This is a genomic window from Paludisphaera sp. (genome assembly GCF_037189885.1).
GTDB lineage: Bacteria > Planctomycetota > Planctomycetia > Isosphaerales > Isosphaeraceae > Paludisphaera.
This window is the reverse complement of the sequence record NZ_JBBCIR010000042.1, coordinates 1-19,852: the sequence shown is the minus strand read 5'-3', so window position 1 is coordinate 19,852 and position 19,852 is coordinate 1. Positions and strand designations below refer to the sequence as shown.

The following is a 19,852-nucleotide window of genomic DNA, read 5'->3' as shown; positions in this document are numbered from 1 at the left end:
CCGGAACCGATTCGACGACCGCCGGGGGCGTTGCACCCCCGCGCGGCGGAATCACTTTCATCTTACGATTTCCGGCCCGTCTCGGCCAGCGGTTCCGCGTGGGATCCGGCGTCCGGCGCCCCGATGAAGCGGAGTCGCGCCGCCGGGTCAGAAGTCGGTGAGGAGCTGGAGCTGGAAGAGAGTGCCGCTCTGGCCGGCGAAATAGCCGTACAGGAGGTTGTTCGCGGGGGAGTGGTTTATCCGCTTGGCCTCGAAGGTGGCCCGGACGTTGCGATTGCCGAGGAAGAACCAGTTGACGCCGCCGCCGTACTCGCTGCCGTCGCCGTGCCGGCCGAAGACGCCGGACGTCCTGGCGAACAGCTCGAACCGCTTCGGGACCAACGCGTAAGATCCCTGGACCAGGCCGCCGACGTCCGCCATGTCGTCGAGCGTCCCCCGCGGCGCCCGGCCGGAGGCCTTCAGGTCGGTGAGCCAGCGGGTGTAGGCCTCGGCCGAGAGGCTCATCCCGCGATACTTCAGCGAGATGTCGTAGCTGGCCAGGAGGACATGGGCGGCCTCCACGGTCACGCCCGGCGCCAGGGCGTTGGCCTGATACAGCGGCGTGCCGTCGGTCAGCCGAATGATGGTATTCTCGGGATTGGACTGGCCCTGTTCGAGGCTGGGCTCGCGGATGCTCCGGTTGTAGACGACCCCCGCCCCGAGCCGGGCCACCGGAGTCTCGTGGTACTCCTCGTCCGAGTAGCCCGGCCCGAACGAGCCCAGCGGCTCCCACCAGGCGGTGGCCGCGTAGGTCATGTTGGTGTTGGTCCGGCTCGCGCTCGGGCTGGCTGAGCTGAGGTCGTTGAAGATCCCGGCGTAGTAGTAGACGTCGCGGATTGGCTCGCCTTGCGCCCACGCGCCGGGGCTGATCCCGGGCCGGAAGAAGGTGTTGGCCATCGTGCGGTCGACGCCCAGAGGGTAGCGGCCCGACTCGATCCATTCTCGAGTCCCCGGCACCTTGTAATAGCCCCCGTTGAGGATGAACGCCTTCGAGAACTCGTAGCCCGCCCAGCCGAACGCCAGCGTCTGATTGGTCGCCGACGTGCTGAACACCGTGGCGTTGAAACGCAGGTGGGGCGAGAACGCGAATCCGGTGAAGCTGAACCAGTTCCGATTCAGCGTGAAATAGCTCCGATTCCGCACCGGGAGGACCTGGCCGGACGCGTCGGTCCAGGATTCCACCGAGCGGGCGAAGCCCGTATACCGGACCTGCGTCGTGATGTTCAGCTTGAGAGAGAACGGCGTTCGCTGCTGATCGGAGGGGGCGACCAGGACGTACCCGTTGTCGTAGGCGCCCACGATGAACCGGCGGGACGACCAGGCGATGTCGTCCTCGGGGATCGTGTCGTCGCCCGCGTCCATCAGCGACGAGAAGACCCCCCGCTCGGCCGTCCAGCTGGTGTCGTCGCCCTGGCTCGGGCTCGCCAGGGCGTCCTCCACCGCCGGGGCCGGGTCCGTCACGGGGGACGTTTGATCGGCCTCGGGCTGGTCGTCGTCCTCGACGATCGCGGGCAACGTGGTGGACCCGGCTCCGGGAGGGTCCGCCTTCCCCCGGCCGGCCAGCTCTCGATTCTCCTCGGAGAGCCGCCGGATCTGCTCGGCCTGCTCGGCCACGATCCGCTCCAGTCGGCGGAAGCGATCCTCGACGTCCGTCGGCGTCGCCTCCTGCGCGGACGCCGCGCACGCCACGGCCATCGCCATCACGAGCGGGCAGGCCCGCGACCAACGAATCCTAGGCATTGGGGGCATCACCATAGGGCCCTTCGCCTCCTCGCCGTCGCATATTCGACATAAGCATCACCCTTCCTCCAGGCAATCAGCCGAAAGAACACCGCCGGTACGCCAGTCGGGCCGATCACGACCGATATTTCCGAACAAACCGCCGAAACTCCTGGATGCCGGCGGGACGCGCGGATAAGGTGGAGGAAGCCCGGTGGTCCGTTGGACGGGCCGAAAGCGGGCGGAAAGCGGAGATGAAATGGATGCGCGAAATGATCGTGCGACTTGGTTCCAGGGGGTTGGCGCGGTTTGCAGCGTGACGCCGGACGCCCCCGGTCGGGCACATCGTCTGGTGCTGCTAGGGCCGCCGGGGGTCGGGAAGGGGACTCAGGCGGAATTGCTGTGCCAGGCGTTGGGGACGTGTCACCTGTCGACCGGCGACGTCTTCCGCGCGGCGTCGTGCCAGTGCGACCCGAGCCCGGCGTTGCGGTCGGCCCTGGAGGCGATGAGGCGCGGGGAGCTGGTCTCGGACGGGCTGGTCGTGACGATGGTGGAGGAGCGTTCGGCCTGCCTTCGATGCCGGGGGGGGTTCCTCCTGGACGGTTTCCCGCGGACGGTCTCGCAGGCCGAGGCGCTCGACGACCTGCTCGTCCGCGAGGGGACGGCTGTGGACGCGGTGATCTCCTACGAGCTGCCGCTGGACGAGATCGTCGATCGCCTGGGCGGCCGGCGGACCTGCTCGATTTGCAAGGCCGTCTATCACGTCAAGGCTCGTCCCCCCCGGGCCGGGGGGGTCTGCGACCTCTGCGGCGGCGCCCTGATCCAGCGCGAGGACGACCGGCCCGAGTCGATCCGGGTCCGGATGCGGGCTTATGAGGAGTGCACCCGCCCCCTGGCCGATTATTACGAGATGACGGGCCGCCTGATCGCGGTCTCGGCCGACGGCCCCCCCGAGGAGGTGCTGGAGCGATCGCTCCGGGAACTCCAGACGCGCGAAGAGTCGGCGCGGCACTGATTTCGCTTCGGCACGCATGGGTAGGAAGGGGCCCGGCCGCGACGAAAGAGCCGGAAGTGGGCGGGCCTCCCTTTTCCTCCCCGTGTTATAATTTCTCGTATCAGGACGTCGAGGCCGGTGGCATCGCCGGCCCCCGAGTCGTCCCCGGCGGGATGATCGCGGGGAGATCGACGCGCTCCGATACCTTGGAGATAGGTGCCGATGCTTAGGCTCTTGTTGCTGGCCTCGTCGTGGTTCCTCCACCCCCCCGAGGAACGGGAGATGACGGAACGAATGGTCCCGGCGGGTTACCACGGTAACTACTGGGGCCCGGCGGCCACCCAGGGGCGGAAGGACGGACTGCTCCCGCCGATCGCCTTGACGCCCCAGATGCAGCGTTGGGATTCCTGGGGCCGCGAGAATTTGCGCAGCGGCGACATCGTCTTCCGGATGGGTGACGCCCGCGTGGCCCGGGGCTGGTTCCCGATGAGCCGTTTCCTGGCCAACGCCAGCAACAGCAAGTTCTCGCACACCGGCGTCGTCGTGGTGGAGGACGGCGAGCCCGTCGTCTACGACACCACCCGCACGAGCGTCGCCCGGCAGCCGTTCTGCGTCTGGATCCTGGACAACGTGGGGAATTTCGGCGTCAAGCGGCTCCGGCCGGAACACCGCGACAAGATCCCCCAGGTGGTCGCATACCTCCACGACGTCTTCAACAGGCAAGTCCCGTTCGACTATGAACTGGGGCTGAACGACGACGCCCTCTACTGCGTGGAGCTGACCGAGAAGGCCTTCCGGCACGCCGGGCTGAAGCTCTCCGACCCGATCCGCCTGGGCGACATGGAACGGGCCAACGAGTTCCCGGTCCAGATGCTGGGGATCGCCGCGGCCTCCAGGTGGGCGCTCGACACCCCCCTGACGTTCGAGCAGGAAGTGTTCTTCCCGGGCAACGAACGCCACGGGATCTGGTCGTCGCCGCGCCTCCAGGAGGTCGTGGCGCCGACGTTCACGCCCGGCTATCCGTTCATGGCGGACCACGGCGTGCCGCGGGTCGTCTCGAGCGCCAACTGAGCCCGCGCCGACCTCATCTTCATCGGACCCTGTACCGACGCGCCCCGAGGTGGTCGTCCCTGGGGGGAACGGCCGCCCCCGGGGCGTTGCCGCGCCCGCCGGACGCGAACACGCCCAGCCCCGCCGCGACCAGGGTCAGCAAGGTCAGCTCCACCATCGTATTGACCTCGAATCCGCCGACGCGGCGGTAGAGCACCGCGTCGACCTGGTGGAGCGAGACGGCCCTCACCGCGAGGAACCCGAGCAGCGCCGCGATCGGCGAGAGGGCGAGGATCATCCGGGTCGAGCGGACGTGGACGGCGATGGCGGCCGGCGCAAGGCTCGCGAGCGCGGCCGCGGCCAGGACGACCCTCGCCTGGACCTCGCGACGGGCGTAGTACCAGCCCTCCTCGCGGGCGAGTTCGCGGACGGTCCCCGTGAGCTTGGCTTGCAGGCCGAGCGTCCGGGCGGCGGCCAGCGCGAGGAATATCGCCGCGAGCGCCAGCCACGTGGTCGCGGCGAGTCGCCCCCCCGGCCCCTTCCCCGCCCGCCAGGCCCAGACGCAGGCGATCGCGAGCCAGAGGTAGGTCGCGGTGGTGATCCAGGGGGGTAGGACGAGGGCCGCGTCCGCGGCCTGGGCGAGCAGGGTCGATGGCTCCAAGGCGCGAGGCTCCGGGGTGAGGAACGGCGGGACTCGACGACGTCCCGACATCCCTATCCTAGTCTCGCGGCGGCGGAATTTCCCAGGCAAGCCGCCGGATCCGCGCCCCGGGCCGCGCGACGGCCGGGGCGGGAGCCGCCCCGGCGTCGCGATCGGTCTCGTCAGGCACCGTACCGCAGGATGCCGAAGGCGGTCGCCCGCGCGAGCCCGACCGTCGTGCCGGTGAGGTTCACCGTGAAGATGGCGTCGGCGCTCGCGGTCGTCTTGCCGTAGACCGAGACGGAAAACGTCTTGGTCGTCTCGCCGGGGGCGAACGTCAGCAGTTCGGCCTTCGCCTGGTAGTCGACCCCGGCGATGGCCGTGAGGTTGGCGGTGGAGGCGAGCACCGAAACAGGGGTCCGCTGGGCCGCGTTCAGCGAGACGGTGAAGACCGCCCCCCGCATCCCGGTGAGGCCCCGCTGCATCCGGACGTCGGCCACCGAGAGCTTCGGGGCGACGACGACGTCGTCGTCGAGGATCACCCCGGTCCCGATCCCCTGGACGATGGTCGAGTTGACCGCGCCGGAGAGCCTCAGCTGGAACGACTCGTTGGACTCGGCGATCGAGTCGGTGACGATCGGCACGCTGACCGTCTTCGCCATCTCGCCCGGGGCGAACGTGAGGGTGCCGGCGGTCCGGACGTAGTCCGCCCCGGCGACCGCCGTGCGGTCGGCCGTCCCGTAATCCACCTCGACCGACGTGTCCGGCGCCCCGACCCGCGTGACGGTGAAGGTCATGGCGGTCGTCCCGCCCGTCCCCTCGGTGACGGAGGGATTGTTAACCAGCAGGAGCGAGGTCAGGAGCTGCCGCTCTTCCATCGAGTCGAAGGTGGGGCGACGTCGCCGGGCGTTGAGACGATCGGAATGCATTTTGATGTGCTCTCTCGTGGAGTCTCGGGTTCATGCGACGATCCGGGCCGGCGCAAGGGACGGACGACGGCCCTCCGCTACCCGAAGCCTAGGTCAGGGTCGGGGGGCGGGCGAACGGAATTGCTTCGATTGGATGTTGGGATCGGATCGAGGGACGGCCGGCGTCCGTCGGCGCGAATGCGCGTCCGGGCCTGGCGGCCGTTGAGCGGAACGGGGGGGGCCGCCTCGCGGCCCTGACGGACGACGCCACGCACGACGTGGCAGGTTGGGCGGGGGCGGCCTTCAGCAGCTCCCCATCCGACTGAATTCGGATGTTAACGGCCGGTCAAAGGGGTGTCAATGACTCGGACCCTGATATAAGCTTTTTCTCAAACCACAACTTCATGATATCATGTAGCTTGCGAACGAGTGGGCCCGACGACCGCCCGACGTGGCCCGCCAACGTCCTCGCCCACGCCCCATTGAATCTAAGATCGCCGGCCGTCGGGAACGACTGCGACCGGCCCGATATCGACACCGGCACGCGCAAACCAACCTGCATCTTTTGATCCAGGGCTTCACGAAGCCGAACATGAACGGATTCGGTCCACGCGCGGGTTCGCACGGCCGTGGGCGTTCACGAGCGGGGCGGACGGGGGAAGCTCCGGGCCTCTCGGCGGTCGCTCATGCCGTGGATGGCGAAAGGGCAAGGCATGACCGTGACGGGCCCGTGGCAGGGCGGCCGGGGGCATGGCGAACGCGTCGGCGTCGTGATGGGGATCAAGGCGGCGGCCGGGGGCCGCGAGCGATCGAGCGCGGAACCGAAGGGCTTCGAAATGACCACGGCGGCCCTCCTAGGGGGGAGGACCGCCGTGGCGTTGAGGGTAGCGGCAAGCCGACCAGTCGCGATCAGGCCGCGGCGAGGCGGCGACGGAAGAGCAGCAGGGCGGGGATGCCGAGGCCCATCAGGGCGAAGGCCGACGGCTCGGGGATGGCGTTCAGGGTGACCTGGCCGTTCACGCTGGTGATGCCGCCGTTCGTATTCGGGGCGCTGATGACGATCCGGCCGGGGGTGCCGCTGTCGGCGTTGAGGATGTCGTACCGGACGCGCCCGTCGGCCGTGGTGAACGTCAGCGGCCCGTTGAACTGCATAACCAGCGTGCTCCCCTCGGAGTAGATCCGACCGCTGATGGAGCCCGTGAAGTCGTAAGTGTCGAACGTCGGGGCGCTTTGCGTGATGTTCAGCGTGAATCCGGTGTCCACCTGCACGGGGGTGGCGGCGTCCGTCAAGCTGGTGTTGAACTGGCCGAAGGTGGCGAAAGAGAACTCGCCGTCTTCCAGGTTGAGCACGCCGATGCCCGTGTCGAAGCTGATGTCGACGCCGGCGATGTTGTCGAGGCGGCTGGTGCCGGTCGCGTCGAACGTGCCGGTGGCGACGAAGATGATCTGCTCGGCGACGGCGGCCGGGGCGGCGGCGAGAAGGACGGTGGCGCAGACGGCCAGGAAAGAGGCCTTGCGGGTGATCGTCATGCTGTTCCCCTCAAATTGATGTTTCTTCTAACGAGCCAATCCCTGGCGTTCGCACGAGTGGCGTCCACTGCCTTGGCTTGAGCGTGAGGTTTCGCGTCAGGGTGTCGTCCTGTTTTCCTTCTCCACTGCGGTGCACATTGTGAACGCCACGATGCCCGATGTCAACGGAAAACTTATCATCACTTGGTCCATGTCGATTTTACCCTTACCTTGCGGACTCCGCGTCGCCCGCATGTCGACCCCCGGCAACGTCGGGCCGCTCAGGCGAAGCGCAATGCCATACAAATCAGCATGGCCCTGGCAACGCTCGCCCAGCGGCTTATATAGACCTGATCGAACAGGAATTGCGCGGAACCGGCGCGTGTGGGCGTCCGAAAAAGGGGTGCCCCGGGGGCGGAGATCTCGGTCGAGACGTCCCGGGGGCGGCGGGATTACAGCTCGTTGTTCCGGGCCGCGGCCTGGTCGGTGAGGACCGTGGCCCAGGCGGGGGTGAGGTGGGAGCGGCTGTCGCGGCCTTCTCGCTTCGCCCTGCCGATGCCGCCGGGGGCGGGGAAGACGAACTGATTGAGCAGGCCCATTACATCGGCGAAGACGCCGGGGAAAAGCCCCGCGGCGCGCGCCATGACCTCGGCGGGCAGGGAGATGATGGCCTCGGCGTCGCCGTGGCGGGCGGCGTCGACGATCCGCCGCGCGGCCTTCTCGGCGCTCACGGAGAGACCGGGGATGGAATCGCCGATGGTGAACCAGGCGAATTCCTTCTCGTTCTGGCCCTTGAACATCGCCCGGTGGGGGCTGCCGGTGCGCATCAGGCCGGGGGCGACGGTCGTCACGTAGATGCCGTCCTTCATCAGCTCGGCGCGGAGCCCCTCGGAGAAGCCGACCAGGGCGAACTTGCTGGCGCTATAGGGGAGGAGGTGGGGGGCGGGGACCTTGCCGCCGATCGAGGAGACGTTGACGATCCGCCCCTCGCCCCGTTCGCGCATGGCGGGTAGGGCGGCGGTCGTCGTGTAGTAGGGTCCCCAGAAGTGGGTGAGCATCGCCTCCTCATAGTCTTCGAGGGTGGTCTCCTCGAAGGGGCCGACCTGGATGATCCCGGCGATGTTGACCAGGACGTCGAGCCGGCCGAAGCGGGCGAGGACGTCGGCGACGAGGCGGTCGACCTGGGCCTGGTCGGTGACGTCGCAGGTGAACGCCGCGACGTCGGCGCCGCGGGAGGCGAGGTCGACGCGGGCGCGTTCCAGCTCGTCGGCGTCGCGGGCGCAGATGGCGACTCGGGCGCCCTGGGCGGCGAATTCGCGGGCCGTCACGAGGCCCAGGCCGCGCGAGCCGCCCGTGATCAGGACGACTCGGCCGCCCAGGTGGATCATCCGGCGGTTCCGGGCGAACGCCCGCGCGGCCGCCACCGCGCCGGCCCCGATCGCCGCGACGGCGAGGGCCTTCTTCAAACCGCTGTTCATGGCGTCGACTCCGACGGGAACGATCGAACGAGGTTCGTCTCGGCGGGGCGGGGTCGCAAATCGGGTGCCCGGGGGGATATCCGGGGCCACGCGACGGCCTCCCCGCCTGGCGCGGTACGGGATGAAAAGTCCTCGACGGCGTCGACGACCGTCGCGACATCGCGGACGGCCGGACCGGCCCCGCGGAGCCCAGGCCGAGCCCCCCCGTCGACGACGCGCCTGGCCCTTCGCTTGAAAACCTTCGAGAGGCGCGATCCGCGCGACGGGGGGTGGACGGGCCGCGGCCGGATCCTTAGATTACTGGGAGAAGGCGGCGACGCCCGAGAGGCCGGGACGCGCGGCGACGGCTCGCCGCGCCCGCCGCCCGGGCACCTCTCTCCCTTGCCAGGGCCGGGGCGGCGCGCGACAATGGCTCCGACCGTCCGCCGCGTCCGGGCGACGCGCGCGGCTCTCCTCGCTGTCCCGTTCGCCCTATCGAGTTCTGCCCATGCCGCGCACGGTTCTGATCGTCGACGATGAGCGCGACACCAACGACGTCCTGGCCAGCTTCGTTCGGTCTCGCGGCTTCGAACCGATCCAGCTCCACGCCGGCGCCCAGGTGAAGGCCGCCGTCGCCGAGCACGATCCCGTGCTGATCCTGCTCGACGTGATGCTGCCGGACATGGACGGGTTCGCGATCTGCGACGCCCTGAAGCGGGACCGCGAGACCAACCTGATCCCGATCATCATGGTGACCGCGCTGGACGAGGCCCACCACAGGGTCGCGGGGGTGCGCGTCGGGGCCAACGGCTACCTGGCCAAGCCGTTCGCCCCCGAGCAGCTCTTCCGGGCGATGGACGAGGCCCTGGCCTGGCACGACGAGCACCGCCGGCGGGGGACCTCCGGGGAGATCAACTTCGACATCCGCAGCGAGCTGACCTATCTCCAGCAGGCCAACGACCTGCTGGCCGACCTCTTCGCCCACACCCGGCTGACCGACCGTCAGATCAAGGATCTGAAGCAGGCGGTGATGGAGATGGGGGGCAACGCCATCGAGTGGGGCCACCGCAAGAACGCCGACCTGGTCCTGCGGATCACCTACCGGATCGACCCCGAGGCCATCACGCTGATCATCCAGGACCAGGGCCCCGGCTTCAACCCGGGCCGGCTCCCCCACGCCGCCTCGGACGAGGATCCCATCGGCCACATCGACCTGCGCAACGAGCTGGGGATCCGCGAGGGGGGCTTCGGGATCATGCTCGCCCGCGGCCTCGTCGACGACTTCCGATACAACGAGAGCGGCAACCAGGTCACGCTCATCAAGCGGTTCGCCCCGCCGGACTCCTCCCCGTCCGACGCCTCCTGAGCGTCTGCCTCGAATCGCCGTCGCCCGGGAAGTCCGCGCCCTAGAATCCCGGTATTGTCGCGGCGCGGCGCGGTGCCGCATCAGGCCCCGGGAGTCGCGGCGGAGATGAACGCGGAAGCAAAATCGTCGTGGTGTGCCCCAACCGCCCCGCACCGGGACGCCCTGGGCGGCGGCCTCGCCGGCCGGTTGCTGGACGCCCTGCGCGACCCGGCCTATCTCATCGACGCGTCCGGGTTGACCCTCCACTGGAACGAGGCCGCCGCGCGCTTCACCGGCTACTCCGCGAGCGAGATGGTGGGCCGGCCGGCCTCGAGCTCGCGGCTCGGGCTCACGGACGCCGCCGGGGTGCCGCTCCAGGCCGACGATTACCTGGGCAAGCGGGCCCTGCTCCAGGGCAGGCCGATCGACCGCATGGGCACGCTCCGCCGCGGCGACGGCGAGCGGGTGCAGGTGGAGGCCCGCTGTTCGCCCGTGCGCGACGAGGGTGGTGCCCTGCTCGGGGTCCTGGTGGTCCTCCGCGACGCCTCCGGCGACGCGGCGCTGCGGAAGGCGCTCCGCCAGGCGCGCGAGGCGGCCGAGCGCGATCCCCTCACCGGCCTGGCCAACCGTCGCGCGCTGGACCGGATGCTCGACATCCAGCTGACGGTCCAGGCGTGCGAGGGGCGGCCGTTCTGCCTGGTCATGGCCGACATCGACCACTTCAAGGCGGTGAACGACCGATGGGGCCACGCCTGCGGCGACCGCGTCCTGGCCGCCTTCGCCGACCTGCTGCGGGGCCTGAGCCGCGCCGAGGATCTGGTCGCGCGGCTCGGCGGCGAGGAGTTCGTCGTCCTGCTCCCCGACGCCCCGCTGGAGGTCGCGATGCGGGTCGCCGAGCGGCTCCGGCTGGCGACGCCCGACGCCGGCCCGCCCGAGATGGCCCCGCGCCGGCTCACGGCCAGTTTCGGCGTCGCCGAGGCCGTCCCGGGCGACACCGCCTCCAGGCTCCTCCGCCGCGCCGACGCCGCGCTCTACCGCGCCAAGGCCGGCGGGCGCGACCGCGTCGAGGCCGCCGCGATCGACGACGCCCCGGCGGATCCCCCCCCGGCCTGATCCCATCCGCCCCGGTCCCGGCGGTAGGCCCTCGTGGCCGGCCGTCGGAGCGCCTTATACTTGCGATCGCGCCCCCCGGCGACGGGTCGTGGTCGAATCGGGGGAGCGTGGACGCGAGGTCGTTCGGGGGCCCGGGGAATCATGTACGTCCGCTCGTTCCGGCTCGGTTTCGCGGCCCTGGGCGGGGCCGCGATCGTTGCAACCACCCTGGGGATGGCCGGGGATCGGCCCCCGGTCGCCTCGATCCCGACACCCAGCGGCTGGCGCCAGCACGACATGGCCCGGCCCCGCCCGGCCGTGGTCGAGCCCGCCGGCTGGTCGGTCGGCGTCCCCGCCCCCGCCGACGCCGTGGTCCTGTTCGATGGCCGCGACCTCGCCGTCTGGGAGTCCGCCTCGGGCGGGCCGGCCGAGTGGTCCGTGGCCGACGGCGCGTTCGTCGTGACCCCCGGCAAGGGGGCCATCCGGACCAGGGAATCGTTCGGCGACGCGCAGATCCACCTGGAGTGGGCCTCGCCGGCCCCTCCTCGCGGCCGGGGCCAGGACCGCGGCAACAGCGGCCTCTTCCTGATGGGGTCCTTCGAACTCCAGATCCTCGACACCTACAAGGCCGAGACCTACGCCGACGGCATGGCGGGCGCGATCTACGGCCAGTACCCGCCGCTGTTCAACGCGACGAAGCCGCCCGGCGAGTGGCAGGCCTACGACGTCGCCTTCCGCGCCCCGCGGTTCGACCCCTCCGGCGCCCTGCGCGAGCCGGCGCGGATCACCGCGTTCCTCAACGGCGTGCTGGTGCAGGACAACGAGCCCCCCGTCGGCGGGACGTCGTGGCTGGAGGCCGTCGCCTACGAGCCGGGCGCGACGACCGGCCCGATCGAGCTGCAGGACCACGGCCACCCGGTCCGCTTCCGCAACATCTGGGTCCGCAAGCTCCCCGAGCGCGTCCCCGCCACCGAGGCCGAGCGCCGGGAGCCGAAGATCGTTGCCGTGCCGGCCGCCGACCTCGACGCCCTGGCCGGGACCTACGGCCAGGCCGACGGCGTCCAGCTCCAGCTGACGCGCCAGGACGACCACCTGCTGCTGAAGCTCCCGTTCCGCGCGACCCCGCTGCGGATCGTCCCGGTCGCCCCGCTCCACTTCGTCCTCCCCTACACCGACGGCGACGTCACCTTCGAGAAGGACGACGCCGGCAAGCCGACCCTCGTCAATCTCCGCATCGGCGACGGCTCCCCCCGCCCCTTCCCGCGGGTGGAGGAGTAAGGCGGCCCCCCGCGGCTACTCGGCCAGCCCGTACAACCGCCTGAACCAGGCGACGAACCGGGCCGCGACGGCGGCGTCGCGCTGGAAGTACCGGGCCATCATCGCCTGACCATACGGCTTGCCCGGCTCCCCCTGCCATGCGAGCCAGGAGTGGACTTCGGCCTTGATGACGTCCGGCTCCGAGAAGGCCGCGCCGAGGTCCCTCGCCTCGGCCGTCGCCTTGCGGGCGTGGCCGATGAGGACATCATCCGCGGCGATGAGGTCGGCCAGGAAGTCCTCCAGCTTGCCGTCCCGCGCGTTGTCCGGCATCAGCCAGACGCCGACGGCGGGAACCTTGAAGCGTGTTGACTCGCCGATGAAGCCGTCCACAGGCGGGGCGTCACCGACCGCGGGAACTCCCACTCGAGCCAAGCGATCTCGAACCGCCTGCCAGCGGCTGGCGATCGGCGCGTCGGCGTCGAGGATGAAGCCAACGGGCCGTCCAGTGGATGCTTTAACATTCGGCTCGATCGAGTCCAGAAGAGCATCCACGCTGCCTGCCTGCTGGAACAACGGGAGATCGGGAGGAGTCTCCCAGGGCTTTCGACCCGGCGGATAGTCCAAGCCGTTGTGCGGTAGAGCAGGCTGACGAGAGACCACTGGTCATCGATCCCTTCGACGTACAGCCGGAGCTTGGTCTCGTTCTTCGCCATCAACGGACCTCAATATCTTGCTCGATGGCGATCTGGATCTCCGAGGCTTCGAACGCGACCGCCTCGTCAAGCCTCCGCTCGATCTTCTGGACTGTGACCTCGCCCGCCAGGTCCGGTCGCGCCCCGCAAAACCAGGCCAGTGCCCGGAGGGAGTCGAGGCTGTGCGTCGTCAAGAAGACTTGGACGTCGTTGCGGACGGCCGTCTCCACGATCAGGCTCCATACGTCGCCAAGGATCGAGTAATGGAGCCCCGTATCGACCTCATCAATGAGGAGGACGCCGCCTTTCGTCCGAGCTAGCACCACCGCCAGGGTGAGCAGACGACGCATCCCTTCGCCGTGGCTCCCCAGCGGGCGCCTCTGGGGTTCGCCCTGGAATCCAACCACGACGCCGCCGCGCGGGTCGGACGCGGCGGATCGCTCGCCGCTCAGGAACGCGATGCTGGTCAGGTCGGGTTCCAGGAGCTGCATCGCGCGGACAACTTCCCCCTCGTCGCCGTCGGTGATGATCTTGTCCCACAACTCGACAAGTTCACCACGATCCAGGGACTCGGGAGGCAAGAACAATGATGGCAATCCCTCCATCCTCGGAAAAGCGGCGAGTCGCGCGTGCCTCGTGAATGCTCGACGTGGATCAAAGGCTCCCGCCATCGAGACCGGGACCGCTGGGTGGTCGTCCCAAGGGGACCGAGAGTAGCCACCGTCCTGCGCGCCTACGACGAGGATGAAATCGGCTGGATCCAGGAGCTCGAGGCCTGCGGCCGATCTGGGGAGTTTTCCCCTATAGTCCGATATGGGGACGATCTCGAAACCGAGAAACCCGAACGAGTCGCCAGAATATAGCCAAAACTGGGATCCGGGCTCGATCGAATGGCCATGGAAAAAATGAGATATGTCAGGCAGCCTCGCTGTCGTGGCGCGTCCCATATCGGAAGGGGGAAGAATCGTCTCTCCTCGCCTTCGAGCGGTCTGATCGAGCGTCCGAAAGTCGCCGCCGTCGGCAAGGAGTTGGACAGCCTCCAGGATCGACGACTTGCCCGAGTTGTTCTTGCCGACGAGCAGGTTGACGCGAGACAGGTTAGCGAGCGTGTAGCGTTCGAAGCCGCGATACCCTTCCATAACAAGCTGCTTGATCATGGCCGGCTCGCCTTCGTATCGACGTCGGAGGCGCGGGCACGGCCCGCGCGAGAACTTCGCCCACATTCTAACAGGGGGAAGAAGCCCGGCCGGTTCAATCCTTGCCCCCGTCCGTCCTCATGCCGTCGAGGCTCTCGCGCAGGCGCGTGAGGGTCTCGGCGGAGTCGGGTTCGGGGGCGAGGTCGCGGAGCTGGGCGGGGTCGGCGAGGACGTCGTAGAGTTCCTCGCGGCCGTCGGCGTTGCGGATGTAGGAGAAGCCGTCGGCGATCACGGCGGCCATCGGCCCGCGCCAGGCGGGGGGGCGGGCGGGGTTTTTCGAGACGGCGTCCTTGATGCGGACCTCGGTCAGGACGGGGGCCTCCGCGGTCGGACGGCGGGCCAGCGAGGCGCCGGGGAAGGCGGGGCCGTCCAGGCCCAGGACGTCGAGGACCGTGGCGGGGATGTCGCGGATGCTGACGGCCTCGGCCACCGACTCGCCGCCCCGCTCGCCGCGCGGGAGGAAGATCAGCAGGGGCACGCGGGTCTCCTGGTCGTACAGGCTCCGCCCGTGGCCGATCAGGTCGTGCTCGCCCAGGCCCTCGCCGTGGTCGGAGGTCACGATCACGAGCGTCTCGTCCAATATCCCGCGCCGCTCCAACTCGTCGAACAGCCGGCCGACCTGCTGGTCGAGGTACGCCAGGCAGTCGTCGTAGGAGTCGCGGGCCAGGGCGAGGTGGGCGTCCGTGACCCCCGCGCGGGAGCGGACGTCCCACTCGCGGATCATCGCCTCCTCCTCGGCGTCGGCGGCGGGACGGCCGAAGGGGCGCTCGAAGCCGTCGGGCGGGATGAACGGGCCATGGGCGTCGAAGTAGTTGAGGAAGGCGAAGAACGGCCGGTCGCCCCCCCCTTCCCCGTCGAGCCAGTTCAGGAAGGCTCCGTTGATCCGCGCCGCGTCCTTGCGACGACGCTCCACCCCGCCGAGCGAATCCGGCAGCGCCTTGACCGCCAGCCGGCCCAGCGACGAGCATCGCAGGGCCTCGGCGACCGAGACCGACTCCTGTTCCTCGTAGAAATCGTCATAGTGCCGGAAGCCCCGGCCCAGCCCGAACCACTGGTTGCAGAAGAACGTGTTGGCGATGAAGCCCCCCGTCGCGTATCCGCGCGAGGAGAGCGCCTCGGCCAGCGTCGGATAGGTCCCGTCGAGCGGCTTCTTCTCCCCCACGTTCAGCTCATGGGGCCATCGCCCCGTGAACATGCTGGCGTGCGACGGCAGGGTCCACGGCGCGGTAGACCTGGCTTGATCGAACCGGACGGCCCGCGCGGCCAGGCGGTTGAGGTTGGGGGTGGTGTCGCGATGGTAGCCGTACAGGCTCAGGCTCTCCGCCCGGACCGTGTCCAGCACCAGCAGCAGGACGTTGGGCGAGCGCCCCGTCGCGGCCGTCGCGGGGACCCGGGCCGATAGCGTGGCGTGGACGCGGCCCCAGCCGTACAGGACCGCCGCCACGACGCCCAGGGCCGCCGGCGCGACGACCAGCGCGCGGCGGAATCGGACCGGGTCGGCCAGGGCTCGGCGCGCGGTCGTCGCCCCCAGGCCGGCCGCGAGCGCCACGGCCGCGGAGCCGTAGAGGCCGGGGATCGTCAGCAGGAGGGCCAGCCCGCAGAGGAACCCCATCGCCGCGAGGGTGGCCTTCCGCGCCCAGGCCGGCCGGACCCAGGCGAACAGCCCCAGCACGACGCCGATCGCCCCGAAGATGGCCACGTTGGAGGCCGGGATCATCCAGAAGAAGTGCCGGCTCATCTGGAAGGTCCCGAGGGCCCCGCCGCCGGAAATCTCGTTGCGGACGAGCCACTGGGTCAACTCCAGCGTCCCCGTCAGCAGCCCGAACAGCAACGCCAGCCGCGCCACCCCCAGCGGCGACGCCGCGCGCCTCGCCTCGGCCTCGATCACCCCGCCAACCTTCGCCGCGCTCGCGCCATCCATGTCGCCCCCCCCTTCCCCGTCCCTGGGTCCAGCCCCTCCATACCCCAGCCCGCCAAACCGAGCAACGCCGATCCTCGGCCGCGGTTGGCTTCGTTCGTCACGCGGGGCGCAACCGACATTCGCCGCAAGTCAATTCCACGAAAATCATTTCGACGAAATCCCCGTGGCTTCGTTCGTTACTTTCGAATCGTGCTCTCGGGGCGTTTCGCCTACGCCGGGAGCCGAGGAAGATCGGCCGCGAGGGCTCTCGGCGGCGAGTTGCGGGTTGGCTCGGGACGTGGGGCCCCCTGGCGACACGCCCGTCGCGGCCCGTGGAGCCTCGGGTCAAGCTCACCGATCACGAATTGCCAAGGATCACCATCAAGAGACGATCCTCGGGTCCGACGCGGCGATTTCAGGTTTCTTTTCGTCGCGGGGGTTTTTCCCGCCCCGACGCTCCCGGGCGTCAGGCCACGATCCCTCATCGCGCCCTTCCTGGCCGATGGCGCGACGGACGGCCTCGGCGACGCCGACGGGATGGATCCGCGGGAAGAGTTTTCGGGCCGCGTCGTCGCGGACGACGGTGGGATTCCTGAGCCCTTCGATCAGGTGCCGCCCGACGGCGAACTTGTTCGGCGTCACCAGCGCCAGCCACAGCCCGGAGAGCCACGGCGAGAGGATCGGGACCGGGACCAGGATCCGGCGCAGCCCCATATGGCGGGCGTATTCCTCGATCAGCCCGCGATAGGGGACCACGTCGGGCCCGCCGATCTCGACGACGCGACTCTCGCCCGGCGGGAGATCCAGGGCCGCCCCCAGGTAGGCGACCACGTCGTCGACGGCGATCGGCTGCGTGGGCGTGGAGAGCCAGCTCGGGCAGACCATCACCGGCAGGCGATCGGTCAGGGACTTGACCATGTCGTAGGACAGGCTGCCGGGGCCGAGGATCGCCGAGGCGCGGAACTCGATCGTCTCCGCCCCCGAGACGTCGCGGAGGATGCGGCCGACCTCGTGACGACTCTTGAGATGCGGCGAGAGATTCGCGTCGGAGTCGTCGCCCAGGCCGCCGAGATAGACGATCCTGCGCACGCCGGCGTCCCGGGCGGCCTCGGCGAAGTTGGTCGCGGCGCGGCGGTCCTGCTCCTCGAAATCGCCGTCCCCCGCCATCAGGTGGATGAGATAATACGCGACCCGGGCCCCCTTCAACGCGGGCCGGAGCGAGTCGGGATCGAGCACGTCGCCGGCGAAGGGCTCGACTCCGGCGCCGAACTTCTCCCGGATCACGTCGGGCTTGCGGGCCAGGCAGCGGACCCGGCCGCCGCGACGCTCCAGGACCGGGACGAGTCGCCCGCCGATGTATCCGCTGGCACCGGCGACGAGGATCGGCGGCGATGGTTCGAGATTCGCTGACATGAGCGTCGCCCCCGGGCCATTCAACAGATAACCGTCCGCGATGAGAGCACGATGCACAGCTTCCGCAAACCGTCTGCCGAAACCGTCCGGAAGTTCCTCGACGCCCAGGCGAGGCTCGATTTCACCTACTCCCCCGTCGGCGCGACGGCCGACCCCTTCCCCCCTCCGTCCTTCCGGCTGAACCACACCCGCGAACGAATCGGCACCGGCCGCGAGGCGTTCGAGCGCGCGAAGACCGCGCTTCGACGATGGGACCAGTTCCGCATCGGATGGGCGGAGATCCAGCCGGCCGACGCGCCGATCCGCGAAGGCGAGGTCGTGGCGATCGTCGCCCGCCGCCTGGGGGTCTGGTGGGTCAACGCCTGCCGCGTCATCTACGTCATCGACGAGGACGACCCCGCCGAGCCCCGCGCGCGGTTCGGCTTCGCCTACGGCACCCTTCCGGATCACGTCGGGTCCGGCGAGGAGCGATTCCTCGTCGATTGGGACGCGGAGACCGACGCGGTCTTCTATGACGTGCGAGCCTATTCCCGCCCCAACCTGATCCTCGCCCGCCTGGGCTATCCCTACATGCGTCGATCTCAGCGACGCTTCGGCTTCGAATCGGTCGCGGCGATGGCGCGATCGATGGCCGCGCAAGGGATGGCGACGCCGACGAAGTGACGCGCCGTCCAGGGATTCCTCGGACGCCCTCCCTCGGTTCGACGCTTCCTCACTTGCGGGAGGACGGCGGCGTCGCCACGATACGAGGGGCCGGTCTCGTCGCACTCACCGATAACCAGGGGCTCCCGCCATGACTTCCCGCATCCTTCGCTCGACCGATCGCCGAGCCTTCATGGGCTCGCTCGCCGCCGGCGCGGCGTTCTTCACCACGCGCGGGCTGTTCGCCGAGGAGCTGGCCCGCACGCCGTCGAGGACCGAGGGCCCCTTCTATCCGGACCAACTCCCGCTCGACCAGGACAACGACCTCGTCATCCTGGGCGACTCGCTCACCCCCGCCGTCGGCGAGATCGCGCAACTCCACGGCCGGATCCTCGACGTCACCGGGACCCCCCTGAAGGGGCTGACGATCGAGATCTGGCAGTGCGACGGCAATCAGGTCTATCTGCACACCGCCGACAGCGGCAAGAACGCCGACAGGCAGGACAAGAACTTCCAGGGCTTCGGCCGCTTCACCACCGCGAGCACGGGCGAGTACCGCTTCCGCACCATCAAGCCCGTCCCCTACCCCGGCCGCCCCGCGCCCCACATCCACTACAAGATCAAGCGCGGCGACCGCACCCTGCTGACCTCGCAGCTCTTCATCGACGGCCATCCCGGCAACAAGACCGACGGCGTGGTCCAGCACGGCCTCGACGACTCCGCGCGCAAGCTCCTGATGGCCGATTTCCGCCCAGTCCCCGACTCCAAGACAGGCGAATGGACCGCCGCGTACGACATCGTCCTCGGCCGTACCCCGGACGACGAGGTCCTGCACACGACCCGCGACGCCCGACTTCGCAATACCTGAGCCGCATACCTGAGCAGCATCACGTCCGTGACACGAGGCGATCACCCGGGAGGTTTAGCCGCCACGCGAAACTTCCCCGAGCCACCGGAGCGTAGCGGACTTGGAAAAGCAGTACCTCGAGCATCTGAGGGATTGAGTTCAAGACGCCTGCCACCCGAGGGTCGCATGAACGGAAGGCCCCGATTCGAGTTCGTCAGGCTCCTGGCCCTGGCCGCCGAAGCCGGACTCATGCGCTGGGACCCGCAAGGAGCGGCGGATGATGTCTGCACCTGCCGATCCGCATGCGATGGACAGCGTTACCGGCTCCGCCACATCTGGTGGTATGCCGCGGATGGAATCCCGCTCGATCGACAGGCGGTCGTGATCGCATCCGAGGCCGTCGAAGTCGGCTCGACCTGGGGCACGATAGGGCACGACCATGCGCTCCGGTTCCTTGCCACGTCGTCGCGCGAGTGGAGAGAACACGTCCGCGAAATGATCGATCGAGTCAGCCCGCCGGAGCCGAGCATGGCCGAGCCGCCCGACATCTCCACGAAGTGGCAATCCCTGGCCCTCGCGGTGCGCGACGCCTCGACACGCGGGCGGCTTTACTGGGAGCGGTCACCTGCTTCGACAGGCCGCGAGCAGTACGTCGGGCACATGACCGAGACCGACCAACCATTCGGCTCGATCGAAGTGCTCCGGCCCGTGGGACAGGATGACAAAACGTTCGGGGTGATGGCCGCGAGACTTTCGACCTCGTGGGGGCAGGCGATCTTCGCAGCGGGCACGGAAGGGATGGAGCTCCTCCGAGAAGCGCTCGCCGCCAGCCTGCCCGACTGGGGCGTCGTGCTGGAGAGAGAAAACGAAGCGCTCGACGCGGAATGTCGAAAGCTACGCGACCTCCTCGGGTAGTACCCGGAACGTCTTCACGAACTGGCTCGTAGAGGGAGTGCCGCGGCGCGCAAAAAAGAAGCCCCCGGGCTCATGCGAGCGCGGGGGCTTCTAGTGTGGGATCCCGGCGATGACCGACTTTCGCGCGAATGCACTATCATGGGCCCCGCGGGCTTAACGGCCGTGTTCGGGATGGGAACGGGTGTGGCCCCGCGGGTATGGTCGCCGGGAAGTCGGCCGGCGGGGGCGTTCAACCCC

At 69.4% G+C, this 19,852-nt stretch carries 17 protein-coding genes and 1 rRNA gene; 8 read left to right on the top strand and 10 right to left on the bottom strand.

The features are described from left to right. Window positions 1–147: 147 nt before the first annotated feature. Entirely contained in the window at window positions 148–1,779 is a 1,632-nt protein-coding gene (locus WG209_RS13825; RefSeq protein ID WP_337175641.1) for a hypothetical protein, read from the bottom strand. A gap of 331 nt (window positions 1,780–2,110) precedes the next feature. On the opposite strand from WG209_RS13825, the gene WG209_RS13820 reads away from it, so the two are divergent. Both WG209_RS13820 and WG209_RS13815 read left to right on the top strand, forming a co-directional pair. Then, a complete protein-coding gene (locus WG209_RS13820; protein ID WP_337175640.1) occupies window positions 2,111–2,773 on the top strand; it encodes a nucleoside monophosphate kinase in 663 nt (220 codons plus the stop codon). 201 nt (window positions 2,774–2,974) lie between these two features. Then, window positions 2,975–3,823: a YiiX/YebB-like N1pC/P60 family cysteine hydrolase gene (locus WG209_RS13815; RefSeq protein ID WP_337175639.1), complete on the top strand. Its 849-nt coding sequence runs from the start codon at window positions 2,975–2,977 to the stop codon at window positions 3,821–3,823. Between the two features lie 19 nt (window positions 3,824–3,842). On the opposite strand, the gene WG209_RS13810 is transcribed toward WG209_RS13815, so the two are convergent. From WG209_RS13810 to WG209_RS13795, 4 genes are all read right to left on the bottom strand, one after another. Beyond that, complete coding sequence (locus WG209_RS13810; RefSeq protein ID WP_337175638.1) at window positions 3,843–4,463, bottom strand: hypothetical protein; 621 nt, start codon at window positions 4,461–4,463, stop codon at window positions 3,843–3,845. 161 nt (window positions 4,464–4,624) lie between these two features. Beyond that, complete coding sequence (locus WG209_RS13805; RefSeq protein ID WP_337175637.1) at window positions 4,625–5,371, bottom strand: Calx-beta domain-containing protein; 747 nt, start codon at window positions 5,369–5,371, stop codon at window positions 4,625–4,627. An 888-nt stretch (window positions 5,372–6,259) separates the two neighbouring features. Beyond that, entirely contained in the window at window positions 6,260–6,880 is a 621-nt protein-coding gene (locus WG209_RS13800) for a PEP-CTERM sorting domain-containing protein (RefSeq protein ID WP_337175636.1), read from the bottom strand. Between the two features lie 431 nt (window positions 6,881–7,311). After that, complete coding sequence (locus WG209_RS13795) at window positions 7,312–8,337, bottom strand: SDR family oxidoreductase (protein WP_337175635.1); 1,026 nt, start codon at window positions 8,335–8,337, stop codon at window positions 7,312–7,314. A gap of 487 nt (window positions 8,338–8,824) precedes the next feature. Between WG209_RS13795 and WG209_RS13790 the strand changes: the two genes are divergently transcribed. From WG209_RS13790 to WG209_RS13780, 3 genes are all read left to right on the top strand, one after another. Further along, complete coding sequence (locus tag WG209_RS13790) at window positions 8,825–9,682, top strand: response regulator (RefSeq protein WP_337175634.1); 858 nt, start codon at window positions 8,825–8,827, stop codon at window positions 9,680–9,682. Window positions 9,683–9,787: 105 nt separating this feature from the next. After that, window positions 9,788–10,774 carry a diguanylate cyclase gene (locus WG209_RS13785; protein WP_337175633.1) on the top strand — a complete coding sequence of 329 codons (987 nt, stop codon included), beginning with the start codon at window positions 9,788–9,790 and terminating at the stop codon, window positions 10,772–10,774. A 141-nt stretch (window positions 10,775–10,915) separates the two neighbouring features. Beyond that, a complete protein-coding gene (locus WG209_RS13780) occupies window positions 10,916–12,031 on the top strand; it encodes a family 16 glycoside hydrolase (RefSeq protein ID WP_337175632.1) in 1,116 nt (371 codons plus the stop codon). Window positions 12,032–12,046: 15 nt separating this feature from the next. On the opposite strand, the gene WG209_RS13775 is transcribed toward WG209_RS13780, so the two are convergent. The 4 genes from WG209_RS13775 to WG209_RS13760 all read right to left on the bottom strand — a co-directional run bounded on the left by WG209_RS13775 (window position 12,047) and on the right by WG209_RS13760 (window position 17,211). Then, window positions 12,047–12,670, bottom strand: a complete 624-nt coding sequence (locus tag WG209_RS13775) for a DUF3226 domain-containing protein (protein WP_337175631.1) — start codon at window positions 12,668–12,670, stop codon at window positions 12,047–12,049. A 52-nt stretch (window positions 12,671–12,722) separates the two neighbouring features. Beyond that, a complete protein-coding gene (locus tag WG209_RS13770; protein ID WP_337175630.1) occupies window positions 12,723–13,859 on the bottom strand; it encodes an AAA family ATPase in 1,137 nt (378 codons plus the stop codon). Window positions 13,860–13,953: 94 nt separating this feature from the next. Continuing rightward, a complete protein-coding gene (locus tag WG209_RS13765; RefSeq protein WP_337175629.1) occupies window positions 13,954–15,819 on the bottom strand; it encodes a sulfatase in 1,866 nt (621 codons plus the stop codon). Window positions 15,820–16,179: 360 nt separating this feature from the next. After that, window positions 16,180–17,211 (bottom strand): NAD(P)H-binding protein, encoded by a 1,032-nt coding sequence (locus WG209_RS13760; protein ID WP_337175628.1) that lies wholly within the window; start codon window positions 17,209–17,211, stop codon window positions 16,180–16,182. 51 nt (window positions 17,212–17,262) lie between these two features. Here WG209_RS13760 and WG209_RS13755 point away from each other — a divergent pair, with 51 nt between their 5' ends. The 3 genes from WG209_RS13755 (at window position 17,263) to WG209_RS13745 (ending at window position 19,615) form a co-directional block, all read left to right on the top strand. Next, on the top strand, window positions 17,263–17,874 hold the full coding sequence (locus WG209_RS13755; RefSeq protein WP_337175627.1) for a DUF1990 domain-containing protein: 612 nt from the start codon (window positions 17,263–17,265) through the stop codon (window positions 17,872–17,874). 130 nt (window positions 17,875–18,004) lie between these two features. Further along, a complete protein-coding gene (locus tag WG209_RS13750) occupies window positions 18,005–18,721 on the top strand; it encodes a protocatechuate 3,4-dioxygenase (RefSeq protein WP_337175626.1) in 717 nt (238 codons plus the stop codon). A gap of 165 nt (window positions 18,722–18,886) precedes the next feature. After that, window positions 18,887–19,615: a hypothetical protein gene (locus tag WG209_RS13745; RefSeq protein ID WP_337175625.1), complete on the top strand. Its 729-nt coding sequence runs from the start codon at window positions 18,887–18,889 to the stop codon at window positions 19,613–19,615. 101 nt (window positions 19,616–19,716) lie between these two features. Here WG209_RS13745 and rrf read toward each other — a convergent pair. Further along, window positions 19,717–19,824 (bottom strand): 5S ribosomal RNA (gene rrf, locus WG209_RS13740). Between the last annotated feature and the right edge of the window lie 28 nt (window positions 19,825–19,852).

Bases quoted from the DNA above. Each gene is read 5' to 3' on its own strand.
- WG209_RS13825 (WP_337175641.1), bottom strand. From the start codon at position 1,779: ATGCCTAGGATTCGTTGGTCGCGGGCCTGCCCGCTCGTGATGGCGATG.
- WG209_RS13815 (WP_337175639.1), top strand. From the start codon at position 2,975: ATGCTTAGGCTCTTGTTGCTGGCCTCGTCGTGGTTCCTCCACCCCCCC.
- WG209_RS13805 (WP_337175637.1), bottom strand. From the start codon at position 5,371: ATGCATTCCGATCGTCTCAACGCCCGGCGACGTCGCCCCACCTTCGAC.
- WG209_RS13800 (WP_337175636.1), bottom strand. From the start codon at position 6,880: ATGACGATCACCCGCAAGGCCTCTTTCCTGGCCGTCTGCGCCACCGTC.
- WG209_RS13795 (WP_337175635.1), bottom strand. From the start codon at position 8,337: ATGAACAGCGGTTTGAAGAAGGCCCTCGCCGTCGCGGCGATCGGGGCC.
- WG209_RS13790 (WP_337175634.1), top strand. From the start codon at position 8,825: ATGCCGCGCACGGTTCTGATCGTCGACGATGAGCGCGACACCAACGAC.
- WG209_RS13785 (WP_337175633.1), top strand. From the start codon at position 9,788: ATGAACGCGGAAGCAAAATCGTCGTGGTGTGCCCCAACCGCCCCGCAC.
- WG209_RS13780 (WP_337175632.1), top strand. From the start codon at position 10,916: ATGTACGTCCGCTCGTTCCGGCTCGGTTTCGCGGCCCTGGGCGGGGCC.
- WG209_RS13770 (WP_337175630.1), bottom strand. From the start codon at position 13,859: ATGATCAAGCAGCTTGTTATGGAAGGGTATCGCGGCTTCGAACGCTAC.
- WG209_RS13765 (WP_337175629.1), bottom strand. From the start codon at position 15,819: ATGGATGGCGCGAGCGCGGCGAAGGTTGGCGGGGTGATCGAGGCCGAG.
- WG209_RS13760 (WP_337175628.1), bottom strand. From the start codon at position 17,211: ATGTCAGCGAATCTCGAACCATCGCCGCCGATCCTCGTCGCCGGTGCC.
- WG209_RS13755 (WP_337175627.1), top strand. From the start codon at position 17,263: ATGCACAGCTTCCGCAAACCGTCTGCCGAAACCGTCCGGAAGTTCCTC.
- WG209_RS13750 (WP_337175626.1), top strand. From the start codon at position 18,005: ATGACTTCCCGCATCCTTCGCTCGACCGATCGCCGAGCCTTCATGGGC.
- WG209_RS13745 (WP_337175625.1), top strand. From the start codon at position 18,887: ATGAACGGAAGGCCCCGATTCGAGTTCGTCAGGCTCCTGGCCCTGGCC.